This is a genomic window from Cyanobium sp. Maggiore-St4-Cus, assembly GCF_024345615.1.
Lineage (GTDB): Bacteria > Cyanobacteriota > Cyanobacteriia > PCC-6307 > Cyanobiaceae > Cyanobium_A > Cyanobium_A usitatum.
The window spans coordinates 136,130-160,163 of record NZ_JAGQBL010000005.1 but is presented as its reverse complement, the minus strand read 5'-3'; the positions used below and the strand labels follow the sequence as shown (position 1 = coordinate 160,163).

Annotated in this window: 26 protein-coding genes; 13 read left to right on the top strand and 13 right to left on the bottom strand. The window is 62.6% G+C overall.

Translation table 11 applies throughout. From position 1 onward, the window contains the following. Window positions 1-2: 2 nt before the first annotated feature. The 3 genes from KBY99_RS06525 to hemL are packed head-to-tail and all read right to left on the bottom strand — an operon-like array spanning window position 3 to window position 3,406. Window positions 3-935, bottom strand: coding sequence for a branched-chain amino acid ABC transporter permease (locus KBY99_RS06525; RefSeq protein ID WP_254998111.1), 933 nt, complete (start codon window positions 933-935; stop codon window positions 3-5). A gap of 9 nt (window positions 936-944) precedes the next feature. Then, window positions 945-2,156, bottom strand: a complete 1,212-nt coding sequence (locus KBY99_RS06520; RefSeq protein ID WP_254998110.1) for an ABC transporter substrate-binding protein — start codon at window positions 2,154-2,156, stop codon at window positions 945-947. 11 nt (window positions 2,157-2,167) lie between these two features. Further along, entirely contained in the window at window positions 2,168-3,406 is a 1,239-nt protein-coding gene (gene hemL / locus KBY99_RS06515) for a glutamate-1-semialdehyde 2,1-aminomutase (protein ID WP_254998187.1), read from the bottom strand. A gap of 177 nt (window positions 3,407-3,583) precedes the next feature. On the opposite strand from hemL, the gene KBY99_RS06510 reads away from it, so the two are divergent. Next, entirely contained in the window at window positions 3,584-5,065 is a 1,482-nt protein-coding gene (locus KBY99_RS06510; protein ID WP_254998108.1) for an FAD-linked oxidase C-terminal domain-containing protein, read from the top strand. Between the two features lie 19 nt (window positions 5,066-5,084). On the opposite strand, the gene xth is transcribed toward KBY99_RS06510, so the two are convergent. After that, window positions 5,085-5,903, bottom strand: a complete 819-nt coding sequence (gene xth, locus KBY99_RS06505; RefSeq protein ID WP_254998107.1) for an exodeoxyribonuclease III — start codon at window positions 5,901-5,903, stop codon at window positions 5,085-5,087. A gap of 88 nt (window positions 5,904-5,991) precedes the next feature. Here xth and KBY99_RS06500 point away from each other — a divergent pair, with 88 nt between their 5' ends. After that, window positions 5,992-6,405, top strand: coding sequence for a hypothetical protein (locus KBY99_RS06500; RefSeq protein ID WP_254998106.1), 414 nt, complete (start codon window positions 5,992-5,994; stop codon window positions 6,403-6,405). Here KBY99_RS06500 and KBY99_RS06495 read toward each other — a convergent pair. Next, complete coding sequence (locus tag KBY99_RS06495; protein ID WP_254998103.1) at window positions 6,335-7,174, bottom strand: hypothetical protein; 840 nt, start codon at window positions 7,172-7,174, stop codon at window positions 6,335-6,337. The two genes, KBY99_RS06500 and KBY99_RS06495, sit on opposite strands and share 71 nt — an antisense overlap. 73 nt (window positions 7,175-7,247) lie before the next feature. Here KBY99_RS06495 and KBY99_RS06490 point away from each other — a divergent pair, with 73 nt between their 5' ends. The 5 genes from KBY99_RS06490 to KBY99_RS06470 are packed head-to-tail and all read left to right on the top strand — an operon-like array spanning window position 7,248 to window position 11,849. Continuing rightward, window positions 7,248-7,958, top strand: a complete 711-nt coding sequence (locus tag KBY99_RS06490) for a hypothetical protein (protein ID WP_254998101.1) — start codon at window positions 7,248-7,250, stop codon at window positions 7,956-7,958. Next, the gene (locus KBY99_RS06485) at window positions 7,955-8,599 is read left to right on the top strand and encodes a hypothetical protein (RefSeq protein WP_254998098.1); all 645 of its coding nucleotides are present in this window, start codon (window positions 7,955-7,957) and stop codon (window positions 8,597-8,599) included. The genes KBY99_RS06490 and KBY99_RS06485 overlap by 4 nt, the downstream gene beginning before the upstream one ends. Beyond that, window positions 8,544-9,815, top strand: coding sequence for a nickel pincer cofactor biosynthesis protein LarC (larC, locus tag KBY99_RS06480; protein WP_261352314.1), 1,272 nt, complete (start codon window positions 8,544-8,546; stop codon window positions 9,813-9,815). Before KBY99_RS06485 ends, larC begins: the two co-directional genes overlap by 56 nt. A gap of 32 nt (window positions 9,816-9,847) precedes the next feature. Continuing rightward, window positions 9,848-10,846, top strand: a complete 999-nt coding sequence (locus KBY99_RS06475) for a lysylphosphatidylglycerol synthase domain-containing protein (protein WP_254998097.1) — start codon at window positions 9,848-9,850, stop codon at window positions 10,844-10,846. A gap of 4 nt (window positions 10,847-10,850) precedes the next feature. Next, entirely contained in the window at window positions 10,851-11,849 is a 999-nt protein-coding gene (locus KBY99_RS06470) for a hypothetical protein (RefSeq protein ID WP_254993122.1), read from the top strand. Here KBY99_RS06470 and KBY99_RS06465 read toward each other — a convergent pair. Genes KBY99_RS06465 through KBY99_RS06455 form a run of 3 tightly spaced genes read right to left on the bottom strand, consistent with a single transcriptional unit; the run spans window position 11,832 to window position 14,016 of the window. Next, window positions 11,832-12,896, bottom strand: coding sequence for a methyltransferase domain-containing protein (locus KBY99_RS06465; RefSeq protein WP_254998095.1), 1,065 nt, complete (start codon window positions 12,894-12,896; stop codon window positions 11,832-11,834). The two genes, KBY99_RS06470 and KBY99_RS06465, sit on opposite strands and share 18 nt — an antisense overlap. A gap of 27 nt (window positions 12,897-12,923) precedes the next feature. Then, on the bottom strand, window positions 12,924-13,388 hold the full coding sequence (locus KBY99_RS06460) for a hypothetical protein (RefSeq protein WP_254998093.1): 465 nt from the start codon (window positions 13,386-13,388) through the stop codon (window positions 12,924-12,926). Between the two features lie 34 nt (window positions 13,389-13,422). Further along, window positions 13,423-14,016: a hypothetical protein gene (locus tag KBY99_RS06455; protein ID WP_254998090.1), complete on the bottom strand. Its 594-nt coding sequence runs from the start codon at window positions 14,014-14,016 to the stop codon at window positions 13,423-13,425. Window positions 14,017-14,092: 76 nt separating this feature from the next. Between KBY99_RS06455 and KBY99_RS06450 the strand changes: the two genes are divergently transcribed. Beyond that, the gene (locus tag KBY99_RS06450; RefSeq protein ID WP_409996538.1) at window positions 14,093-14,581 is read left to right on the top strand and encodes a Fur family transcriptional regulator; all 489 of its coding nucleotides are present in this window, start codon (window positions 14,093-14,095) and stop codon (window positions 14,579-14,581) included. 775 nt (window positions 14,582-15,356) lie between these two features. Here the strand turns inward: KBY99_RS06450 and KBY99_RS06445 are convergent. Continuing rightward, a complete protein-coding gene (locus tag KBY99_RS06445) occupies window positions 15,357-16,031 on the bottom strand; it encodes an outer membrane protein (RefSeq protein WP_254998183.1) in 675 nt (224 codons plus the stop codon). A gap of 523 nt (window positions 16,032-16,554) precedes the next feature. Between KBY99_RS06445 and KBY99_RS06440 the strand changes: the two genes are divergently transcribed. From KBY99_RS06440 to KBY99_RS06420, 5 genes are all read left to right on the top strand, one after another. Continuing rightward, entirely contained in the window at window positions 16,555-16,950 is a 396-nt protein-coding gene (locus KBY99_RS06440) for a DUF1622 domain-containing protein (protein WP_254998089.1), read from the top strand. Further along, entirely contained in the window at window positions 16,947-17,327 is a 381-nt protein-coding gene (locus KBY99_RS06435) for a YidH family protein (protein WP_254959647.1), read from the top strand. Before KBY99_RS06440 ends, KBY99_RS06435 begins: the two co-directional genes overlap by 4 nt. Before the next feature lie 49 nt (window positions 17,328-17,376). Further along, window positions 17,377-18,237 carry a bile acid:sodium symporter gene (locus tag KBY99_RS06430; protein WP_254998087.1) on the top strand — a complete coding sequence of 287 codons (861 nt, stop codon included), beginning with the start codon at window positions 17,377-17,379 and terminating at the stop codon, window positions 18,235-18,237. A 189-nt stretch (window positions 18,238-18,426) separates the two neighbouring features. Next, on the top strand, window positions 18,427-19,929 hold the full coding sequence (locus KBY99_RS06425) for an arylsulfatase (protein WP_254998085.1): 1,503 nt from the start codon (window positions 18,427-18,429) through the stop codon (window positions 19,927-19,929). Between the two features lie 10 nt (window positions 19,930-19,939). Then, entirely contained in the window at window positions 19,940-20,908 is a 969-nt protein-coding gene (locus KBY99_RS06420) for a formylglycine-generating enzyme family protein (protein WP_254998084.1), read from the top strand. Here KBY99_RS06420 and mscL read toward each other — a convergent pair. From mscL to KBY99_RS06400, 4 genes are all read right to left on the bottom strand, one after another. Continuing rightward, window positions 20,888-21,271: a large conductance mechanosensitive channel protein MscL gene (gene mscL, locus KBY99_RS06415; protein ID WP_254998083.1), complete on the bottom strand. Its 384-nt coding sequence runs from the start codon at window positions 21,269-21,271 to the stop codon at window positions 20,888-20,890. The two genes, KBY99_RS06420 and mscL, sit on opposite strands and share 21 nt — an antisense overlap. Before the next feature lie 4 nt (window positions 21,272-21,275). Beyond that, window positions 21,276-22,118, bottom strand: coding sequence for a hypothetical protein (locus KBY99_RS06410; protein ID WP_254998082.1), 843 nt, complete (start codon window positions 22,116-22,118; stop codon window positions 21,276-21,278). Between the two features lie 158 nt (window positions 22,119-22,276). After that, window positions 22,277-23,299: a hypothetical protein gene (locus KBY99_RS06405; protein ID WP_254998081.1), complete on the bottom strand. Its 1,023-nt coding sequence runs from the start codon at window positions 23,297-23,299 to the stop codon at window positions 22,277-22,279. Continuing rightward, window positions 23,296-23,859, bottom strand: coding sequence for a hypothetical protein (locus KBY99_RS06400; protein WP_254998080.1), 564 nt, complete (start codon window positions 23,857-23,859; stop codon window positions 23,296-23,298). Before KBY99_RS06400 ends, KBY99_RS06405 begins: the two co-directional genes overlap by 4 nt. Window positions 23,860-24,034: the final 175 nt, after the last annotated feature.

Below are 24,034 nucleotides of genomic sequence, written 5' to 3'. Positions count from 1 at the left end.
GATCACACCTTGTTGGACTGGGGGCGGCCCAGCAGACCCTGGGGCCTGATCAACAGCACTAGGAACAGGAAGCCAAAGGAGACCGCATCTTTGTAGCCCGATAGATCGGCGGGCACGCAGGCCTCGGCCAGGCCGATGATCAAGCCACCAAGCACGGCCCCAGGCACGCTGCCGAGCCCGCCCAGCACCAGTACTCCCAGCCCCTTAAGCCCGTAGCCAATGCCGAAGTAAGGCCCGGCGATGCTGATGCTCAACCCCACCAGGCCGCCGGCCATGCCGGCCAGGAAGCCGCTGATGCCAAAGGCGATCTGGATCACGCGAGCGCTGTTGATGCCGAGCAGCTGGGCGGTGACCGGGTCTTCGGAAACGGCTTGCAGCGCCTTGCCGCTGCGGCTGCCGTTTATCCAGATCGAAAGGGCTGCCAGCAGCAGGCCGGAGATGGCCAGCAGCATCACCTGCACGGTGCGCACCTTGGCGCCGGCGATGCTCAGCGCCGCCGGCAGGGAGCCAAGGGTGCCCACAGGAATCGAATAGCTCTCGGCTCCCACCAGCAGCTGGATCAGGTTCACCAAAATCACACCGGCCCCAAGGCTGGTGATCAGGGCCAGCAGGGGATCCGAGCCTCGATCGCGCAGGGGGCGGAAGGCGATGCGCTCCACCACTAGGGCCACGGCGGCTGCGGCTATGCCCGCCAGTGGCAGAGCCAGCCAGAAGGGCAGGGCAAAGGGGAACTGCAGGCCGGCCAATAAACCATTAGCACCCACCGCGCCCCCAATCAGCAGATAGGTGAAGTAGGCCCCCATGGTGAAGATCGCCCCGTGGGCGAAGTTGATAACCCCCAGTACTGAAAACACCAAGGTGTAGCCAAGGGCAAACAGGGCGTATACAGCTCCTACCGAAAGCCCGTTGAACAGCAGTTGCAGCAGGCCTTCCATGCCACTTCCCTACGGCAGCAGGCTAAAGCGTCCGCTTTTGCCCCCAGCATTCATGCGCACCTGGGCGACAAAGAAGTTTTTCTGAATCACCTCGCCCTCGGGCGTGAAGCGGATTTCACCGAGGGGGGTTTGGTAGGTGCCGCCAAGGATTTCAGCCATCAGGGCCTTGCGGGCCTGGGCTAGCGGGAGGCCCTTGAGCGGTTGCCTGCGATCGAGGCGGGCGAGCGCTTCGCCGATCACCTGCATGGCTGTGTACGCCTGGGCGGTGAGCTGGGGTGGGATCGGGCTGACCTTGGGATTGCGGGCCTGGGCGGCAGCGAAGGCTGCGGTAAAGCGTTGGTTTGCTGGCGTCTGCAGCTCCGGGCTGTAGGCCTGGGCGATCAAGATGCCGTCGCAATATTTCTGGCAGATCGGGTAGATGTTTGGCGTGTTCATACCATTGCCCACCACGATCGCGCCGCGGTAGCCGAGTTCCCGCAGCTGGCGTATGAGGTTGCCGCCATCCATCGCCTGCAGCGACAGCACCACCAGATCAGGCTTCTGATTTAGGGCGGCGGTGATCTGGCTCTGGAAGTCTTGGTCGTTGAGCTGGGTGCGTTGCACCGTGACTGGCTTGAGTCCCTTAGCTGTGAGGGCCTGCTGGAAGATCACCGTTTCTGCGGTGCTGTATGCGTCGTCTTGGGCGTAAAAAACCGCTGCCCGGCGGATGCCCGGGTTGAGTTGCAGGGCCTTGGCAATCGAGAGCGGCGCAATCACCGAGCTTTGGGCTGATACCCGGCTAATGAAATAGCCGATCTCCGGAATGCCGGTAGCGGTATTAGAAGGAGCCACCAAGGGCACGCCCCGGCGCTGGGCGATCGGACCGGCAGAAAATGATTGCTGGGAGAGGGTGGGGCCGATCAGGGCAAGTATGCCCCGGTTGATCTGCAAGGAGACGGCAGCGTTGGCACTGGGCTCCGCGCTGCCCCCGTCTTCGATGCTTAGGGATAGCGGTTTGCCGTTAACGCCGCCGGCGCCATTGAGGGCTGCCAGGGAGAGTTCGATGCCGATTTTCTGGTCTTGGCCGTAGACGTTGGCGTTGCCGGTGAGTGCCAATACGGCCCCAACGGGAACGCCCTTGCTCAGATTGACTGGACCCTGATCCTCGGAGCCCTGGCAGGCGCTGAGTGCTGCCGCAGCAGAGAGCAGGGCAGCCAGGCTGGAGGCAAGACGACGCTTCATGGGAGCCAGGGTCAAGCCACTGCCGTGAAGCATTCGCGGAAGGCCGCGATGGTGGCATCGATGTCAGCGTCTGAGTGGGCCAGGGAGGTGAAGCCCGCCTCGAAGGCGCTTGGGGCCAGGTAGACACCGCGCTCGAGCATGGCGCGATGCAGTTTGCCGAAACGCACGGTGTCAGCCGCCTTGGCATCTTCGAAGTTGCGCACCGGGCCATCGCAGAGGAAGAAACCAAACATGGCGCTGATCGAGCCGCCGCAGATAGGCAGACCGGCGCTGCGGGCAGCATCAAGGATGCCGGCGACCAGCCGCTTGGTGATCACCTCTAGGCGCTCGTAGGTGCCGGGCTGCTGCAGCAGCTGCAGGGTCTTGATGCCGGCGGTCATCGCCAGTGGATTGCCGCTGAGGGTGCCGGCTTGATACATGGGGCCGGCTGGGGCCACCATCGCCATGATGTCGGCTCTGCCGCCGTAGGCCCCCACGGGCAGGCCGCCACCGATCACCTTGCCCATGGTGGTGAGGTCGGGGGTAATGCCGAATTTGGCCTGGGCGCCGCCGTAGCTGATGCGGAAGCCGGTCATCACCTCGTCGAATACGAGCAGGGCGCCGTTCTCCTTGGTGAGCTCGCGGATGCCCTCGAGGAAGCCAGGCTCGGGGGTGATGAAGCCCGCATTGCCCACCACAGGCTCAAGAATCAAGCCGGCGATTTCACCGGGGTTCTCGGCGAAGAGCTGCTTGACAGCTTCCAGATCGTTGTAGGGGGCGGTGAGGGTGCTGGCGGCGGTGCTGCGCGGCACGCCAGGGGAATCGGGCAGCCCCAGGGTGGCCACCCCGGAGCCGGCCTTCACCAAAAACATGTCGGCGTGGCCGTGATAGCAGCCCTCGAACTTGATGATCTTTTCGCGGCCGGTGAAGGCGCGCATCAGGCGCAGCACCGACATGCAGGCCTCGGTGCCGCTGTTGACGAAGCGCACCATTTCCACCGATGGCACCGCGGCGATCACCATCTCGGCGAGGGTGTTTTCCAGGGCGCAGGGGGCGCCGAAGCTGGTTCCCTTGTCGAGGGCCTCATGCAGGGCGGCGATCACCTCGGGGTGGGCATGGCCGCAGATGGCCGGCCCCCAGCTGCCGATGTAGTCGATGTAGCGGTTGCCGTCTACGTCCCAGGCGTAGGAGCCCTTGACCCGATCGAAGACGATCGGCTGGCCGCCGACCGATTTAAACGCCCGCACCGGAGAGCTGACGCCACCTGGCATCAAGCTCTGGGCAGCATTGAAGAGCTCCTGGGAGCGGCTGGTGTTGTGGGCAGAACCCGAGGCCGGAGCGGAGGTGGCAGCCGAGGTCAAAGCGGAACCCGCAGAGGGACAAAACCGTCACCCATCCTGACCCAAAACAGACCCCTGGTGCTTGCTCGGTAAATTGAGCCTCTTGCGATGGGTCATCTGGGCATCAATTGGCCAGAGATGGAGCGGCAGTTACGCCAGTTCCTGCCAACCCGCGCCGTGGTGTCGGCGCGCCAGGAGCTGCTGGCCTACGACTGCGATGGCCTCACCTTGAGCCGGCACCAGCCGCCCCTAGTGGTGCTGCCTGAGACGACGGCCCAGGTGGCTGCAGCGGTAAAGCTCTGCCATCAGCAGGGGGTGCCGTTTGTGGCCCGGGGTAGTGGCACGGGCCTCTCCGGCGGCGCCGTAGCCGAGATCGAGTCCCTGGTGATCGCCACCAGCCGCATGCGCCAGGTGCTGGCCATAGATCTGGAAAACCAGCGCATCACCGTGCAGCCCGGTGTGATCAACAGCTGGGTGACGCGGGCGGTGGCCGGCGATGGCTTTTATTACGCCCCAGACCCCTCCAGCCAGGTGGCCTGCAGCATCGGCGGCAACGTGGCCGAAAATTCCGGTGGTGTGCACTGCCTCAAATACGGCGTGACCAGCAACCACGTGCTGGGGCTAGAGGTGGTTTTGCCCGATGGCAGCGTCACCTGCCTGGGCAGCGAGCTCGACGAAACCCCCGAACTCGATCTGCGGGGCGCCTTCATAGGCAGTGAGGGCACTTTGGGTATCGCTACAGCGATCACCTTGAGGTTGCTGCGGGCGCCCCAGAGCGTGGCCGTGCTGCTGGCTGACTTCACCAGCATGGAAGCGGCCGGCGAGGCGGTGCGTCTGGTGACTGCTGCCGGCTTGCTGCCTGCTGGCATGGAAATGATGGATCGCCTCACGATCGAGGCGGTGAACGACTACTTCGGCGTTGATGAATACCCCCGCGATGCGGCGGCGCTGCTGTTGATCGAGCTGGATGGTCAGGAGGGGGAGGTGGCCGCGGCGGTGCAGCTCGCCACCAAGCTCTGCTCCCAGGCGGGCGCCCGCACCGTGCGCCAGGCCACCGATGCCCAGGAGCGCGCCCTGCTGTGGAAAGGGCGCAAATCGGCCGTATCAGCCTTGGGTCGCCGCTTCCCCAGCTACTACCTCCAGGACGGCGTAGTGCCCCGCAGTGCCCTGCCCCGGGTGCTGGCGGCGATTGAGCAGCTCAGCGCCAGCTACGGCTTGCCGGTGGCCAATGTTTTTCATGCCGGCGACGGCAACCTGCACCCCTTGATCCTTTATTCGGCCCAGGAGCCCGGCATCGAGGAGCGGGTGAAGGCCCTGGGCGCCGACATTCTGCGGCTGTGTGTGGATGAGGGGGGCAGCATCAGCGGCGAGCACGGCGTGGGTAGCGATAAGCGCTGCTACCTCGACTGGATGTACGGCCCCGATGACCTGGCCACGATGCAGCTGGTGCGCCGGGCCTTCGATCCGCTGAATCTTGCTAATCCCGGCAAGATCTTCCCCACTCCCAGTAGTTGCGGCGAATCGGCCCGCAGGGTGGCGGTGCTGCAGGCCCAGGGCCAGGCGCTGCCCGATGAAGCGGTGGTGTTTTAACCGGGCTCAGCTCCAGTTCTTAGTCCCAGTTGTCGGCTTCAGGCGGCCACACCAGATTCACCACCACCGGGGCGTGGTCACTGGGCTGCTCATTGCCCCGGGTGGCCTTGTGGATCACGCAGCCGGTGGCGCTGGCGAGCAGTTGTTCGCAGAGGTAGATGTGGTCGATACGCCAGCCCCGGTCCCGGTCCCAGGCGCCGGTGCGGTAGTCCCACCAGCTCCAGTGCCCGGCCTCTGGCTCGAACACCCGAAACACGTCTGTGAGCCGCTCGCCCAGCAGCTGCTGCAGGGCTGAGCGCTCCGCCGCGCTGGCCATGATGCCGCCGCTGAGTCGCTCCGGATCGTGGATGTCGCGGGCCTCGGGGCCGATGTTGAAGTCGCCCACCATGCAGAGGGGATCTCCCTGGCGCTCCTGCTCCTCCAGGTAGCGCCGCAGGCAGGCCAACCACTCAAGCTTGTAGGCGTACTTTTCGCTCTTGAGCGAGCTGCCGTTGGGTACGTAGAGATTCAGCACCCGGATGCCGTCGATCAGGGCGCTGATCACCCGTTTCTGCTCGCTGAGATCGGCGGCTTCTTGCTCGGCGGGCAGCAGGGCCTCAAAGCCGATCTGCACGTCCTCGAGGGGTAGCAGGCTGAGGATGGCGACGCCGTTGTAGGCCTTCTGGCCGCTGATCGCCACCGCATAGCCCAAGGCCTCAAAGGCCTCACGCGGAAACAGCTCATCGGTCACCTTGGTTTCCTGCAGGCACAGCACATCTGGGCGTTCCTGTTGCAGCCAGGCGAGCACCTGGTCGAGGCGGGTGCGCACCGAGTTGACGTTCCAGGTGGCGATCTTCATAGGTAGGGGGTCAGCAGGGAGGCGGCCGAAACCCACCCTGGGGAACGCACCTAGGATGGGGCTCGGAGAGTATCGGAGTGCTTAACCCATGGCCGCTGATAGTTCACCGCTGTCCAGCACCCGTTCTGCCAGAGCACTGGGAAGCAAGGCCCTGGGCTACTTCGGCGCATCGGTTGCTTTGGCCGCGGCTCTTGCTTCGGTACTTGGAGTCGCTTCGGTAGCTGGAGTTGGAGCGGCCAGGGCCCAGGAAAAGGGCTATGGCCAAACGATCAGCAGCCCCCAGCAGGAGCGGGAGCTCGATTACGGCACCGGAACTAATCGAGGTGGTTCGGCGCTCGATTCCGCCAACCCAATCGACTTGATGAACAAGCTGCGCAAGGCCACCTCCATGGATGACGCCACCACTCCTGGCGATGCGGTGGACGCGGCCCTCAGGGATTTCCACTCTCCGCCTGCAGCGCCGGCGTCGGCTTCCCCGGCGGTAACGGTGAAGGGTCCCTGAGCGGCGCCAAACCCCAGGCGGCGGCAACCTGATCCAGGCGCGGGTCGCTGGGGCCAGGTTTACGGGAGCGCGCTAACGCCAGCGACTCCTGGGCGCCTTTGATGTCGCCGCGCTCCTGCTGCAGCATCGCCCGCGCCAGCAGGGGGCGTTGGTCGGTGGGGAATTCTGCGGCCAATTTGAGCAGCAGAGACTCGGCCTGGCCCGGCTGACCTCGCTTCTGCAGCAGGTTGGCAAGCAGCAGACCGATCGGCAGGGCCTCCGGCTTCAGTTGGGGTTTGCTAGCCCTTTGCAGCGCCGCCTCCAGCTGGCTCTGGGCGAGGGCTCCACGCCCCATTTCCAGTTGCAGCAGGGCCATCAGCTGCAGGCCCTCGATCTGGTCGGGCCGCAGGTTGAGCAGTTGGCGCACCTCCCGCTCAGCGCCGCTGCGGTCCTGTTGGTCGCGGCGCAGCTCGGCCAGCAGCAGCCGCAGCGACCACTGCTGGGGTTGCTGGTCGGCCAGGCGCTCCAGCAGCTCTGTGGCCTCCGCTTTGCGATCCAGAGCTACCAGTAGCTCCAGCAGCCGCTGCTGTTCGGCCTGGCTGGCCTCGCCCTGGTTGAGCCGCTGCTGCAGGGAGGAGGCCTGACGCTCCAGGGCCGTGCGGGAGGGATCGGATCCAGCCGAACCGGCCTGCAGTTGTCCCAGCCACCAGCCAGCGGCGATGCACAGCGCTCCTGCCCCCGCAATGGCGAGCCCAGTCCAGATCCCGGAACGGTTGGGAGCGGCGGGCATTGGCAAGCGGCCTGCGGTGGGCTGCCAGTCTGCCCTTTCTGCCTTTGCCCTTGGGGCACTTAAAGTTCAGCCCATGCGCCAACACCCGATTTCTCCGGTAACCGAACCCACGCAATACCGGGCCATTGGCGTGGTGCGTGGTGTTTATGTACCCACCGATGCCGAGCAGCTCACCCGGGGGGTGATTCGCACGGCTGATGGCACCGAGCTGGAGGCCGTGGTGCTGGGCCGTCTGCTCACTTTGATGCGCCGCCACCTCAACCTCGAAGAGCCCCATCTCTGGGTGGTTTACCCCCGCTCGAGGGAGGAGGAGGGGTTGCACCTGCAGATGGTGGGTGTGTGGGAGCCCAGCACCCTGGCCGCGGCCGAGGAAGCTGAATCCCCTGCTGCCGAGAGTCCTGCTGCGGATAGCCCAGAAGACGCCTTGCCCGAGGGGGACGACTACTTTTCGGTCCGCGGTGAATTGATTTACACCCGCCCTGAAACCGGCGATTTGGTGGTGAAGGTGCGGGTGATGCCCCGCCCGGATGGCAGCCGGCCCGTGCCCTTCAAGCTGCAGCTGAAGGGTGATGTGCCCCTCGAGCATTTGCGCCACTTCGTGGCGCTCAACCTGCGCCGCCAGGCCCAGCAGCTGCAGCTGGAGAGCTTTGAAGTGATCGGCCCGGTGGCCCAGCGGGGTAACCGGGGCGGCAAGGGGCGCCGCGATGGTGCCGCAAGCAAGGGCGGTAAGGGCGGCAAGGCACGGCCGGCGGCGGCTGCTCAGGGCGGCCCGCGCCGGCCATGACCCAACCCCTGGCGGCTGGCCTGGCCGTGGGCTTGATCAGCCTGGCGGCGATTCTTGGCCCCGCCCTGGGCCTATCGCCCTGGATTGTGACCCTGATAGCGGGCCTGGGCTTGGGCGGCCTCACCTTGGATGCGGCCCGCTTCGGTGGCCGCGGCGGCCATGTGCTGGCCGAAGCCCTGCCAGGGGGCCGCGCCCGCCTGCGGCGGATTGCGATTCATGAGGCGGGTCACCTGTTGGTGGCGCGTCAGGAGGAGATGGCGGTGCGCCAGGTGCTGGTGGGTTCCCTTGCCTGCCTGCGGGCCGGCCTCAACACCAGCGGCAGCACCGAACTCGAGCCGCCGGCCCATGCCAAGTTGCCGGCCGAGGAGCTGCGGCGCTGGAGTCGGGTGCTGCAGGCGGGCATGGTGGCCGAGCAGCTGATCTACGGCCAGAGCGTGGGCGGCAACGACGACCGGGCCCTGCTGGGGCGGATCTGGGGCCTGTCCGGCCAAGACGTTGATACCGCCCAAAGGGAACAGCGCCGGGCCCGCCGCGAGGTGGAGGCCCAGTTGCGCGCCAGCGAGCAGCAATTGCAGAGCGAGGCCGATGCCCTGCTGGCCCTGGCGCCAAGGCTGGGACGCCCCCTGGCCGGGGAGGCCTGAGGCGGTGCTGGCGCTGCTGGACGCGCCCACGGGCTTAGCCGGCAACATGATTTTGGCAGCCCTGCTGGATCTGGGGCTACCGCAGGCGGAGATCGATAGCCCCCTGGCCGCCCTCGGCCTAGCCGGCACCTACCGCTTGGAGCTGGAAGAGCGCCGCAGCGGCGGCCTGCGCGGTATGCATTTGGAGGTGCTGAGCCTGGAGCGCCAGCCTTCCCATCGGCGCTGGGGCGATCTGCGCGGCCAGTTGCAAGCGGCTTCTTGGCCGGCACCATTGCGGCAGCGGGTGCTGGAGGTGTTTGGCCTGCTGGCGGCGGCGGAGGCGGCGGTGCATGGCCACAGCCCCGAGCAGGTGCACTTCCACGAGGTGGGCGCCCTTGATGCCTTGGTGGATGTGGTGGGGGTGTGCGCCGGGCTGCTGCACTTCGGGGTGGAGCAGCTGGTGTGCAGCCCGCCGCCGGCGGGTCATGGCCTGGTGGCCACGGCCCACGGCACCCTGCCCCTGCCGGCGCCTGCCGTATTGGAGCTGGCCCGCTTGCGGGCGATTCCCCTGGCTTCAGCCGAAGGCTTTCCCCCCGGCGAACTCACCACCCCCACGGGTCTGGCTTTAGCGGCCTGCTGGGCAACGCGCTTTGGCCATGCCCCCACCCACGTGCCTAAGCGGGTTGGCGTGGGGCTGGGCTCGCGCAGCCTGGATCGCCCCAACCTGCTGCGACTCACCCTGGCCGATGGCGGCGGCTCCGATCCGGCCCATCTCGAAACCGTGCTGGTGCAGCAGGCCCAGATCGACGACGCCACGGCGGAGGACCTGGCTTTTCTGGCTGAGGAACTGCGCCAGGCCGGGGCTTTGGAGGTGTTCAGCCAGCCGATCGCCATGAAGAAAGGACGCACCGCCCAGCTGCTTACGGCCCTGGTGGCGCCGGAGCAGGCCGAGAGGTTGCGCCGGGTTTGGTGGCGGCACAGCAGCACCCTGGGCTTGCGCGAACAGCACCAGACCCGCTGGGTGCTGCCGCGCCGCAGCCTGGAGCTGGCCACTCGCTTGGGGCCCGTGCGGCTGAAGCAGGCCCAGCTGCCCGATGGTCGTTGGCGCACTAAGCCAGAACACGACGACCTGGCAGCTCTTGCGCGCCAGCACACACTGGGGATCGATCAGGTGCGCTTGGTTGTTCAGCAGGCCCTCGAAGCCCAGCCCGATGCCACTCTGCCGATCCAGCCCTAGCCCAGCCAGCCCTAAGCCAACCAGCCCTAAGCATGCCGCCTTTTGCCCACGCCCTGCTTCAGCGCTGCCGCCGATGCCTGACTCGTTTGGCCGCCTGGTGGGAGGGCTTGCCGCCCCTGCCCGGCGGCCTGAAGCTGTGGATCAGCCTGCTGAGTTTTGGTTTCCTGCTGGCGGCCCTAGTGGGCCACGGGCGCCAGCTGCTGCAGCTCAGCCTCGATCGCCAGGGCTGGCTGTGGTTGCTGCTCGGGGTGGGCGTGAGTTTGCTGAGCCTGGTGGCCAACGGCCTGGCCTTCGGCGTGGTGTTGCGCTGGCTCGGGCTGCGCCCCCGCTGGGGCGAACTGGTGAGGGCCTACCTCGATACCAACCTGCGCAAATTCCTGCCCGGTGGCATCTGGCACCTCAGCAGTCGCGTGCAGCTGTTGCGCAGCGCTGAGGCCCCCTTGGCGGCCCCGGCCCCGGGCGCTCTGGCCCTGGTGGCGGTGCTGCTGGACCCCTTGGTGGCGGCGGTGGCGGCCCTGGCGCTGATGTCTGCGGGCGGCTGGCAACACGGCCTGGCTTTGTTGGGGTTGTTGCCCTTGGCCTTGCTCTGGCCCAGTTGGCTCAACCCCCTGCTCAGTCGCCTGGAGCGCCGCAAGGTCTCGGCGCTGGGCATGGACATCGAGGCGGCCGCCACTGCGCCGATTCGCTCCTATCCCTGGCCGCCGCTGCTGGTGCAGTTTGGATTTGTGCTGCTGCGCTTTGGCGGCTTTGCCTGCTGCGTGCACGCCTTCGACCTCTCCTACAGCCTCAGCTGGGGCGGCTGGCTGGCGGGCTTCGCCCTGGCCTGGACCTCTGGGCTGGTGGTGCCCGGCGCCCCCGGAGGCCTGGGCGTGTTCGAGTCGGTGCTGCTGCTGCGCCTCGGCTTCGCCATCCCCGAGGCGCCGCTGCTGGCGATTGCGATCAGCTACCGGCTGGTTGTGACCATCGCCGATCTGCTGGCGGCGCTTACGGCCAGGCTGGATGGGCAGCGGCAGTCCCAGTTGTCGGCCTAGGGAGATGGGCTTGCTGCTGGATGGATCTTTGGTAGAGCCGGTGGCCCGGGGCCTGCTGGGATCTATCTCCTGCAGCGGCGGCCCGACCGTGGAGCAGCGGCGTCTACTGCAGGCACTGCTCAACCACCTTTGGGAGCGCCCAGACCTGCGCGTTTCAGCGCTGGAGCCGATCGCTCCCGAAGAACTGGCGGCAGCGCTGAATGATCTGCCGACGCGGCGGGTGGCCCATCTGCTGCAGATGACCCTCGAGTTTTGCCGACATCCGCAGACGGATGCTCAGCTCGCGCTGGGCTGGGCCTATGCCGAGGCGTTGGGGGTGAGCAGCGCGGTCCTGGAGGTGAGCCGTGATTGGTTGCGCCAGGGGGTCGACCAGGCGGCGGCGGATGTGGGCAGGATCTTCACGACCTTCCTGCCCTTGCGGAGTGAGCCCGGTCTGGCGGATCCGCTGGCTTCTGGTGACCAGCCAGAACCGGCGCTGGTGGCGCGGATTGAGGGCTTCGCCCAGCTCCCGGAGGCCAGCCTGGGTCGGGCGTTGCTCGTTTATTACGACCGCTTCGGTTTCCCCCTGCCCGGGCGGGATGCCTGCGCCCTCAATCACCTCTACCTGGCCCACGACATGACCCACGTGATTGCGGGGATTGCGGCGACCAGTGCCGGCGAGATCGCCCTCAGCGCTTTTCAGTGGGCGATGCAGGACAACCCCATCAATGAGAGTGCCCTACTGGCATCTTTGGTGACCCACGAAGCGGGCTTTGTGAGCGCCAATCCCACCCTGGCGCCCGATCACTCCAGCCTGGACAGCCCTTCGGCGGCCTATCTGCTGGCTTCAGAACTCAAGCGTGGCAGTGCCTGCAGCGCCGATTTCTCCCTGGTGGACCATTTCGCCCTGGCCCCCTTGCCGTTATCGGAGGTGCGGCAGCAGTTCAACGTGTGCCGGCCCCATCGGCTCAGCTCGGTGGATCACCTGTTCTGGGAGGACGAGGCGTCAGCAGCAGCTTCCTGAGTCCACCACGCCTGTGGTTTCTTTGGTTGCGGCGACGCCCGTGAAGGGCAGGCTGCTGCCGCAGCCTGGGAAGAGGCCGTAGTGGCGGCTGAAGTCGCCGATGAAGGAGAAATGGGGGGCAAACCGCGTGTTCTGCAGCATGCGGAAGGTGTTGCCGCACACCGGAAACACCCGCCCGGTTTCGATGGCGTGGTGGCCATCGAGGTCGAAGCGGTGGGGGTGGTGGGGGATCGTGCCGAGGTAAATCACGGCCTGGCCATGGTCTTCGCAGGCATCTTCCAGCTCGGCGATGTGGAACAGGCGGTAGGTGGCGGCATAGAAGTGGGCCTCGCCCACCAGCGGCGCCAGGGCAGGCTCGGTGATCCGGAACTCGCGGTCGCTCACCAGCCGCGGGTCGGGGAAGCCGGCGCCCTTGGCGAGGCGCAGGAAGTCGTTCCAGTAGAGCGCTCCGCCCAGGCATTCGCCGTAGAGCACCGGATCGCGCCGAACCGCTTCAGGTAGGCGCCGATCGACGTACACATCGGAGAAATACATCTCTCCGCCTGGCTTGAGCAGTCGTTTCACCCCCTGCAGCACCGCCGCCTTGTCGGTGGAGAGGTTGAGAACGCAGTTGCTCACCACCACATCGAAACTGCCGGGCTCCAGGGGCAGGGCCTCGAGGGCTTCGATCGTGCCCTCCAGAAACGACACGTTGGCGTAGCCGAACTGCTCGGCATGGAAGGCCAGGTGCTCGCGGGCCACCGCTAGCTGCTCCGCCGTCATGTCGACTCCCACCACCGAGCCGCTGGGCCCCACCAGCTGGGCCAGGGCGTAGACGTCCCGGCCCGTGCCGCAGCCCAGATCGAGGATGCGGCAGCCCTCCAGCAGGGGCGGGCACACCAGGCCGCAGCCGTAGTAGCGCGCCAGCACATCGGGGTGGATCCGGGCCAGCAGCGGCCGCAGCCAAGCCGGCACCGCGTCGGCATCGCAGCAGGCGCTGGTCTTTAGGTCGGCCGTGCCGGTGAGCTCCTGGCCGTAATAGGCCTGGACGGCGGCTTGGGTGGGCATGGCAGCTCGCGACCTGGGGAGATGGGTTCAGTTTGCCTTCGGCGCCTCGGGCACTGCGGCCGTGCAGGAGCGATCCAGGGTCTGCAGGTACCGATCCAGGGGTTCGCGGGCCATCAGGCGCGCCTCCGCCTCCCTCGGCCATTGGTCGGGGCGATAGAGCAGCTGTAGCTCGCGGCGATCCCGCCGCCCCAGTTGGTGCAGCAGGGCATCGCTGCCTGGCAGCAGGCTGCCGCCCAGGCACAGCGACTGCACCGCATGCCAGCCCTCGTGCAGCAGGGTTTCCAGTTGGTTACCCCTGGGGCAGACCACCACCTCTCGCCGGCCGCGCACGTACAACCCAAAGAGCTGGGGCTCGGTGCAGCGGGGATGCTCCCGGCGGATCACGAACCCCCGCTGCTCAAAGGCGGCGATGGCCTCCTGCAGCTTGTCGCCCCTGGCGTTGGCCCCCAGGGGCTGCAGGAGCACCAGGCCCAGCAGGATGGCGCGTAACATCCCTGTCGCCAGCTTCCACCCTCGGCAGGACATCTCAGTAGGTGTCGACCCGCACGGGCTTGAGTTGCCAGCTCGCCTCTCCCGGCACGAGCTTGTAGCTGATCTGCCGGGTGCCCCCAGTGGGCTTGGCATTGCTATCGCCGGGGCGGTAGATCGGGAATCGGCGAGCCAGGGTGAGCTCCACCACCGCGAATTCATCGTGGCCCTGGTAGCCCTGGGCGGCCTGGCCGCTGAGCTCCGGCATATGAATCGTGGAGAGTGAGCGCCGCCCCTTGTTCAGGGCCCAACCCTCCACCGAGCCGTAGCTGCCGCTGCCGGCACTGGTGATGAACACGTACACCTCGGGCAGTCCGTTGGCATCGAGATCGGCCACCTCCACACCGCTGACGCTGCCGAGAATCTCCTGCCGAATCGGGGCAATGGCCTGGGGGGTGCCGCTGGTGGCGATGGTGAGTTGGCGCACCGAGCCCTCCCCCTTGCTGCTCACTGTGAAGGTGACTCCTTGAAGGGAGGCCCGGGTCGGGTTGGCGGGTGCGGCCAGTGCTCCACCGAGCAGGCGCGGATGGGAGAGGGTCATGGCAGGGATGCCGACTCCCTGCAGTGTTGTCGAGCCCTTGCGACCTGTCATTCCTTGTGGGGCGTCAGGATCAGATTTGGCACCTCTTCGCAACTGCATCTATTGTTGAGAAGACTGGGATCACGCTGTGACCGCCCGACTCAGCCCTGGAGCCCAGCCCCCCGCTGCAACCCTTCCCGCCGGTGGAGATGGCCTGCGCTCCAGCCTGCACGATCGCGGCCAGAGGCTGACGCCCCAGCGCCAGCGGGTGTTGGCCCTGTTTGAGCGCATTGGTGAAGGCAGCCACCTCGGCGCTGAAGAGGTGCACCAGCGCCTGCTGCGCAGCGAGGAGCGGGTGTCGCTCGCCACCGTGTATCGCACCTTGCGGCTGCTGAGCTCCATGGGGCTGCTGCAGGAGCTGGAGCTGCCCGAGGGTGGTCGCCGCTTTGAGTTGGCCAGTGACGCCCACCGCGACCATCACCATCTGGTGTGTGTGCGTTGCGGCCGCACTGAGGAATTTGAAAATTCAGCGGTGCTCCAGGCTGGCGAGCAGGCCGCGGGCGCCTATGGCTTCCGCTTGCTTGAGTGCGTGCTTAACGTCCGGGCCCTCTGCCCCAGCTGTGCGGCGACGGAGTAGTTCCCGCATACATCTAAAGGCAACCCCTAAGCGCAGCGTTTTGCAAATGCGTCAGCGCTCCTTAGCTTTACCTGTGCTTCTGTGCTCCAGGCACCAGTTATGGCATGCCCTTCTACTGGTCCGTTTGTTAACCATTAGTAAACGCTTAGACAAGCGTTCGCAGGTGTCGCCAAGGGACAGATCAGTAATGATTTGAAACTACTTCTTGGTCGGCTGGTTAGCCCTTGGGGTCGGTCGGTTTGGGCTTGGCGTTTATTTAAGGTGTTTATCAATTGATGCTGGCTGGATGTTGACCCAGTTGTAGTAATTGATTGCAGCCGTCAATGGCTTTTGGACTCGGAAAGCCAGCCTTTATTGGGTCTGCTCGAGACTGGTTTGATCACTACGTCAGGCCCCGAGGTCACCTGAGAGCTCCCCCACTCAGCACGACTAACCCATGCTGAGTACTAGCAAGGGGAGAACCAGGGCCCGCGATAGGCGAATAGGGGACTTGGAAATGTGTACAGTTTTTGAGAGTCGGATATTTAACAAAAACATCCAGAAGGAATTCTTATCTTTTTGCATAGCAATAGAAATTCGCCATTTTCCTGGGACCCCGGGAATGAATAATCAAAGTCAATTTGTATATTAAAGCGGCGTCTTTGGTTTCGCCCTGCTGCCAAGGCTGGATGCATGCGGCATGTGGAACTTGGCTGCAAATAGACTCGACCCAGGTTTGCCTATGACAAAATTCATGTAATGCAACTAGCTCAGTTTTGGCTTGGTAGGTAAGGCGCTACAAGCCAATCCTTAGGCCAAGCTGAGTACCCCAGCTCGAAAAACTTGGATTGCTCCAGTCATTATATCCATCAAAGGTGTTGTAGCCGCTTGTGCCACGATAGACAGCCTCTATGAAGGCCTTTGACCTTGGGTTCATTGCGTAAGAGATGCCTAGCTTGGCTTGATAGCCAAGTAATGATCTTGAGTATCCATCATATTGGTATCCAGGCTCGGAGAATGTGTCTACATTCAGAACGGATAGACCAATGCCTGCACCGACGTAGGGAGACAAGCGTTTGTTTGGTAACAGGTCCCAGTATAAACTTGCAAACGCAGAATTTTTGCGTGTTTCACCCCCCTGGGTGTACTTAAAATATTGACCACTTACGCTATCGTAGCCTCGCAAGTTGGTTGCATCAAGTGCGTAGGTAAGCTCTAGTCTCAGTGGTTTAAAGTTGTACCCAAGTCCGATTTCAGTGGAAAAGCCAGGGTTGGAAAACTCTGTGAATGATCCAGCATCTCCTGTGCCTACACGGTCAATTGGCCAATTTGCGCCTGCACCAGCAGTTACGTAAAGGTTACGCCTCCTATCGCTTGAGGTTTGATCAGCTTCTTTTATTTCGAGTTGATCAGCAGTGGCGGGACAAGAAAAGGCGGCCATCAAGCCAGCTATAAATAATAATGAGATCATTGGGTTCACTCCTGGTCGGCCGCTATTAATTGAAAGATACTAGCCTGTCCAAGATGGCTATGGACAAAGGAATGATCTTCACCACGTTCAGCAAATATGCCGTCGCGCTCATTTGATTTACTTGTGCGCCGCAGCTTCCGGCGTCAGTTATAGAAGGAACTCCAAGTAGCGTTTGCCAATTGTTGGTAAATGGGTTGGTGAACCCTTGAGCGGACTTCAAAAGGGCAGATCCGTCATGAATTGAAAACAGCTTGTGGTTGGGGTCCCGCCGTTTACGTTTAGTTTATTCTTGGCGTTTAGTGAGTCCGTTTATCAATTGATCATGCCATGCTCCTGGGGCATCTCATCAGTATTTATGCCGTGGTTGTGACCATGGCCTTTGGCTACTCCAGGCTGGATCTGGCCCGCACCTTTTCCAGTCGACTGAGCTCCTCACCCACGATCCTTTTGGTTTCTCTCAGGGTGCCTGGCTGGTTGGCTCACTTGCTTTCTCACCAATCCCGCTCCTTGCCAGCTGCCTTCGATGCCTAGCTCCGAGCCCAGCTTGTTGGTTGTTTTTGATCAGGGACTGGCAACCCTGGCCATGGCCCTGCGCAGCGTGCTTGAGGCCCTCTCCCTGGGCACGGTGCTGCTCGGTTTGTTGATCACCCTGCGCCAAGCCTGGCAGGGCTGGCGTGTCCGGCGGCGCGGCCCCAGTGCTTTTCAGGCGGTGAGGCTCACCTTCGGCAGCTGGTTGGCGATGGCCCTGGAGTTTCAGCTCGGGGCAGACATCGTTGCCACCTCCACTTCCCCCACCGGTGCCCATCTGGTGCAATTGGGCGTGGTGGCCGTGATCCGCACCTTGCTCAATGTGTTCTTGGCCCGTGATTTGGAGGCTGAAGCATCCCATCGATCCCTGAGCCCGGAGGGGCGCCGATGAATCTCACCAACGAACTTGCGAAGCAACGCAACCGTGATGCTGCCGAACGCACCCTCATGGCCTGGATCCGCACCTGTCTCTCGCTGATCAGCTTTGGCTTCGGCTTAGACAAGATCGTGGGAGCAATTGATCGTGCCGCAGGTGGCCAAGGTGCCCAGGTGGAGTGGGGAGTGCAGCTAGTAGCGGCGGCCTTCACGATCACAGGCATTCTCGCCATGGCGGGAGCCACGGTCCAATACCGCAAAGAGCTGCGCCGTCTCCATCAAGACGACTACGTCTACCGAGACAAGCCCCAAATAGCTGCCGCTACAGCTGTGATGCTCACTTTGATCGGTGTGCTGGCACTGGGGCTGATTGCTGCCCGCGCCGGCAGCTAGGCCCTAGCCCGCTTTCTCTTTTTGATCTGCTGTTCCGCGCCTTGCTCCGATGGCTCAATCCCCGCCCCTGTTGGTTACTGCCACCCTGTTCGCGATCATGTTTGCCCTTGGGGTGGGCTTGCCCCTCGATGGCTTAGGTCGCTGGCAGCAGCATCGGGGTCTGCTGCTGCGTGGCCTAGTCGGCACCTGCCTGCTCGTGCCGGTGGCAGCTGCGCTGTTGCTGTTGCTGCCGCCCACCATGGCCCTCTCCCAGCCGGCTCGATTTTCTATCGCCCTGATGGCTGTTTGCCCTAGTGCCCCCCTGCTGATGCGCAAGGCAGGCAAGCAGGGGGGGGATCGGATCCTGGCAGCCCTGCTCCAAGTGGCCGCAGCACTGGCGGCGATCATCACCATTCCCCTGCTGGCAAGCGGCTTCACCCGCATCTTTGGAGTTGAGGGTTGGCAGGTCCAGTCGCACCATGTAGCCGCGCAGGTGGCTCTGGTTCAGCTGCTCCCCCTGTTGCTGGGCTTGTTAGTGAGGCGCTTTGCGCCCAGCTTGGCAAGCCGACTAGAGAATCCCCTCGATCGCCTCGCTAATGGGCTGCTGCTGCTGCTCGTGTTGGTGGTGCTCTGGAAAACGGCGCCGCTTTTGGTTACCTATGTGGGCGCCAATCTGATTGCCCTGCCGGTTATGGCGGCTCTGGTGTTGATCAGCCTGGCTTTGGGCTATGGCCTCGCTAACCGAGATCCCTGTCTGGGGGTCACCCTGGCATTAGTAACATCAATGCGTAATCCAGGTCTTGCGTTGTTGCTGGCTGGCATTTATGCCCCGGAAATGCCAGCCGTCAAACTTGGAATTCTGGTATATCTATTGATAACTGTGCTGCTATCGATTCCATTTCTGAGATGGCAGCGCAGTCTTCAGTCCTGAAATATGTTGGATTGCAATCCATCTGGCAGATTCGCTCCTAGCATTGATTCTTTGCTTTTGCGCCAATATTTGCATTTGCGCAAATAAATTCTGGTCTGAATATTTGGGTGTGAAGAAGTGCATAGCTTTCCAGCGATGTGCTGTAGGCAATCCATCCTTTAAGCAGGCGTATTCGTCTTCTTGCTTCCCATGCCAAACGGAAAACCCAACGTTCTCATCCTCTGGGGTGACGACATCGGTCAAAGCAATCTGAGTTGCTACAGCGATGGCTTGATGGGCTATCAGACCCCCAATATTGACCGTGTAGCCAAGGAGGGTGGTCGCTTCATCCACTACTACGCCGAACAGAGCTGCACCGCTGGTCGTGCGGCCTTCATCTCCGGTCAGAGCGTCTTCCGCACCGGTCTCAGCAAGGTGGGGCTCCCTGGCGCCGAAGCTGGCTTTAAAGCGGAAGATCCCACCATCGCTGAACTGCTCAAGCCCCAGGGCTATCGCACCGGCCAGTTTGGCAAAAACCACTTCGGCGATCGCGATGAGCATCTGCCGACCATGCACGGTTTTGACGAGTTTTTCGGCAACCTCTATCACCTCAACGCCGAGGAGGAGCCGGAGCTGCGCGACTATCCCAAGCCTGAGGATTTCCCGAACTTCAAGGAGCGTTTCGGCCCCCGCGGTGTTTTGCATTGCTGGGCAAATGGTGATGGCAGCCAACGGATTGAAAACACCGGCCCCCTAACCCGTAAGCGGATGGAGACGGCCGATGATGAATTCATGGCTGAGGCAAAGCGTTTCATTCGCGATGCCGTTGCCTCTGGCGAGCCCTTCTTCGTCTGGTTCAACACCACCCACATGCACTTCCGCACCTATGCGCGTGCCCAGGATGTGGGCCGCAGCGGTCGCTGGCAGTCGGAGTATCACGACGTGATGATCTATCACGACGAGTGCATTGGTGAAATGCTCAACCTGCTCGACGAGTTGGGTGTCACCGACGACACCATCGTTATGTATGGCACCGACAACGGTCCCCACATGAACAGCTGGCCCGATGCCGGCATGACACCCTTCCGCAGCGAGAAGAACACCAATTGGGAAGGGGCTTATCGGGTGCCTGCCCTAGTGCGTTGGCCGGGGCATATCGCTCCAGGAACGATTTTCTCCGGTATCTGTAGCCACCTCGACTGGCTGCCCACCATCCTTGCCGCGGCTGGTGAGCCTGACATCAAGGAGAAGCTCAAGGCGGGTTATCAGGTGGGTAATAAGACCTTCAAGGTGCACCTTGATGGTTACAACATGCTCGACTACTGGACCGGCCAGGCTGACAAGAGTCCCCGGGTTGAGTTCTTCTACTTCTCCGACGACGGCGACCTCACAGGCCTGCGTTACGACAACTGGAAGTTTGTGTTCATGGAGCAGCGCTCCCAGGGCACTTGCCAGATCTGGGCCGAACCGTTTACGGCTCTGCGGGTACCCAAGATCTTCAACCTGCTCACCGACCCCTATGAGCGCGCTGATGTGACATCAAACACCTATTGGGACTGGATGTTTGATCACATTTTCCTTCTGGTACCAGCCCAGACCTACGTGGCCCAGTTCCTCGCCACCTTCGCCGAATACCCACCCCGCCAAAAGGCTGCCAGCTTCTCGCTGCAGCAGGTGATGGAGAAGATGGTGAATACTGTCGGCGGGCCCTGATCCTGCGGCCATGTCAGCCGGCACCGCCCGATCCCCCGGTCGTCCCCCATTCCCCGGAATGGTGTGGATACCGGCGGGCGGCTTCCGGATGGGGTCAGACCACCACTACCCCGAGGAGGCTCCGGCCCATGACGTCGAGGTGGCTGGCTTCTGGATCGATCGAACTCCCGTAACTAACGCCCAGTTTCGGAGCTTTGTGAAAGCCACCGGCTACCGCACGCTGGCGGAGCAGCCAGCAAATCCCGCTCACTATCCCGGTGCCAATCAGGAAAGATTGGCGCCGGCATCAATTGTTTTTGTGCCTCCCCCGGGGCCGCTGGGGCCTGGAAGCCACTACCGCTGGTGGCAATATCTCGCCGGAGCAAACTGGCGTCATCCGGAGGGGCCGGGCAGCTCGATTAAGCGCCGCGAGCAGCATCCGGTGGTCCATGTCGCCTGGGACGACGTTTTGGCCTACGCCAGCTGGTGCGGCAAACAGCTGCCTACGGAGCAGGAATGGGAGCGGGCTGCTTGGGGCGGCCTGTGCAATGTTGAGTTCGCCTGGGGTGAAGAGCTCTACCCCGGTGGGGTGCCCCTAGCTAATACCTTTCAGGGTGATTTCCCCCACCACAACAGTCGCTTAGATGGCTACGAGCGCACCTCCCCTGTAGGTGCTTTTCCTACCAACGGCTATGGGTTAGTCGACATGATCGGCAATGTGTGGGAGTGGACCGATAGCTGGTATGGCCAGCACCAGCAGAGCACGGGAGCCTGTTGCGCCGATGCCGCCCTAGCCAAAGCGCGTGAAGCAAGCATCGATAGCCACTCCCAGCACGGCGAGCAACCACGCAAAGTGGTTAAGGGTGGTTCTTATTTATGTGCACCTAGCTATTGCCGTCGTTACCGACCAGCAGCCCGCATGGCCCAGGGGCTTGATACCTCCACGGGCCATATGGGTTTTCGCTGTGTGGTGAGGCCCTCAGAGCTGGCGACGCTCTAAAGCTTCTGCCAGGCGGGTAGCGGCAGCAGCAAGTTGAGCCTGGGGATCGGGAGCGGGAGCGGAGATCGGTCGTTCGCCACGCTTCATGGCTTCAATGCCGCGCACGATCAGGAACACCACGAAGGCGATCACGATGAAATTGATCAGCGCCACGATTACAGCTCCTGCTGGCCAGGCGCTAATAGCGGATACATTGGCAGCTTTCAGGGCAGGAGCGAGCAGTGAGGTCATCACAAGACTGACGACCGCATCGACTACTTTGCCAAAAGCTCCACCGATAACCACGGCAACAGCGAGATCTACAACATTACCTTTGTTGACGAAGTCCTTGAAGTCTGTGAGAAAATTAGAACGGCGTTTCATTGAATTAGAAGAAGAATTTCAGACCAATTTCAAAGCCATTTCGATAGCTGCTGTAGCCACTATCGGGAATGTCGCCAGTATTGTAGTTGATCCCCGCATACCGCCAGGAAATATTTAGATCTGTGTTGTTTCCCACTGCATAGCCAAGGCCAACTTGGGCGTTTCCGGAAAGATCTTCTGATCCACTTAGCCCAAAGCCACCGATGTCAGCGCGGGCAAATGCCCGTAAGCGGGGAGACATGAAAATCGTAGCCTGGGTTCCCAAAAGAGGTTGAACCCAGGTGCGTCCAAAGTTGCCTTGTCGTTGGAAACTGACTCGACCTCCACTGCCTTGAATCTGGGCTGCCACATCCAACTGGGCATCGATTATGCGTATGCCGGCATAGGGGATTAGGCTGAATTGCCCCGGCTTGCCCACCGCAGCTTCTCGATCCCCAAAGCGATAGCGCAGGGCAAGGTCGTAAATACCCTGAGTAGCTGTGACTTCAGCGCTCCCCGTGAAGATTCCACGCCGGCCGGTCGTTGATTCGTATTGCCCAAGTTTCACGTAATCCAGATCGACTAAAAGACCAAGGCGATCCTTTTCGATGCTGCCGCGTAGGGAAGTGGCCCACTTCAGTTTTGAAAGAACATCACCAAGATTTAGATCGGTGTCGGCACTGAAGTTTCTTGTCCCATTTGAGACAGTAGTTGTTCCAGTAGTGCTGATCGGCGCAAAGCCATATAGCTCGATGGTGCTCGCCCAAGGGGAGGCGGGTTGCGCTGGCTGGTTGCTGGAGGCAGCGGGATCAGACGGCTGGGCGCGCAGCTCACTTGTGAGGCCACCCACCAGGGTGATGCCTATCAAGATGGGTATCACCCTGGCCCGGTGCATGGCTTGATTGCCAAGAAGTTGCTTCATCGTCTCGGCTAACAGATGGAAGATGGAACAATGGGTTGCATTTTGCCATCAAAATAATTGGATCTGCCGCTGCTAGGGCGACAGATCCATGGTTTGTTAGCCGGTTAAACCGATCCGTATGCCACTTGGCAGGCAGCATTTAGCAGTTCGGCTTCTTCGGCGTTGCTGGGCTCTTGACCATTGATTGTGCCCTGGTTGCAGTTGGCAGTCAGTTGGTAGTTGCTGCCATTGGCCTGCATTACAAAACTAACTGAATTACTGCCGGATGGTTGAACCGTTCCGTATAGCAATTGGTAGTTTGTGTTGGGTACCACGATGTAGGTGGTATTGCTGTTAACAGCATTGTCAACGGCGTTGTTGATAACTGCTGCAGTGGCGAGAGTTGCCACGCCCCAGGCCGCTGCCCGAGCACCCCACCAGCCCCAAGTTGGGGTGGACCAGCCGCCGTACCAGCCGTAGTTCCAGGGCCGCGCTACTCCCCATCCGGGCCTTGCCCAGCCGGGACGAACGTTGACATTATTGATATTAACAGTGCGGTTCCAGTTGCGATTTACATTCCGGTTTACGTTCCGGTTCACATTCCGGTTTACGTCGCGGTTTACATCGCGGTTGGTGTTTCGGTTTACGTCGCGGTTGAGGTCGCGGTTGAGGTTGCGATTGCCATCGCGGTTGGCCATCCGGTCACCTCCCTGGCCAGCACCTGGTAGCTGACGTGTGCCTGCCGCCGGTCGGTTAACGGCCGCTGGTCGGTTCAAGGAAGGTCCCCCGGCCCCACCTGCGCCAGCACCAACTCTTGCGTTGTTGCTCCAGCCACCAGCTGGTCTGGTTGAACCGCGGTTAAGGCCCGCTCCGGCATTGCTGAAGCCGCTGTTGCCACCGGCGCGCATGCCACTGCCACCTCCACGGGAGCCACCACCGCCACCACCACCGGCGCGCATGCCACCACCGCCGCCGCCACGGGATCCACCACCACCTCCGCGGGCAAGCAGTTGGGCTGTGCCGCTATCCGGCATGGCGTTATTCAGCATGGGCCGATCGAAGGCAAACGCTGTGCCGATCGGTAGGGCCAACACTCCCGCCAGCGCCAGTCCGAGGCCGCTCCACGGTGTGTTCAGAGCACGGGTCATTTGCCCACCCCCTTGCAGCCGTCGTCGTAGCAGGTGAGATCTATGCGGCCATCAGCGCCGAACTGGACCTTGATCAGGTCGCGGCCTGCCGTTGAGTCAGGGCGATCTTCCTTAACACTGTTGAGGTAATTGGGGTTGATCACGCAGAGGTCACGCCCGTTAAAGCAGATCGTGTTCGTAGAGAAGCGGGCCGCTGCTGAGTCGAGGTTTTTCCAGGTTTTGGTGCTGTCAACCCAGACACTCATGCGCACTGGGCTGTCGGTTATTCGAATCGTTTCGACGTTTTTGCCGATGCTGTGCCGGTAGAGGGTTGCATTGCCCTCGTTTACTGCTTCCACCACGCAGGCCTGCGGTTCACCGCCTTTGATGCTGCACTTGGTGTCGAGTTTGTAGAGGGTTTCTGTTTGGGCTAGGGCTGGAGCTGCCGCCAGCAGGCTCGCGGCAGCGGCCAGCAGGCCGATGCGGCTGCACATGGGGTTGCGGTTCAACATGAAGGGAAAATCCCCAACGTCGGTGGGAAGCAGTTCCAGGATGCCTATGGCCGAGGATTTTGGCCGCAAGTTGTTGCCCATAGCTACAAATGCTGACTTTGCATGCGCTACGGGATGCCATCGGTGAATAAGTAGACAAAAAGCGCAATTGCAAGTGTGCTGGCCTGGAGCGCGCGCTCGGCTCACTTGCAATTGCTTGTTGTTATTGAGAATCGCTTGCAAAAGGCGGCGTTCTTGTTTAGGT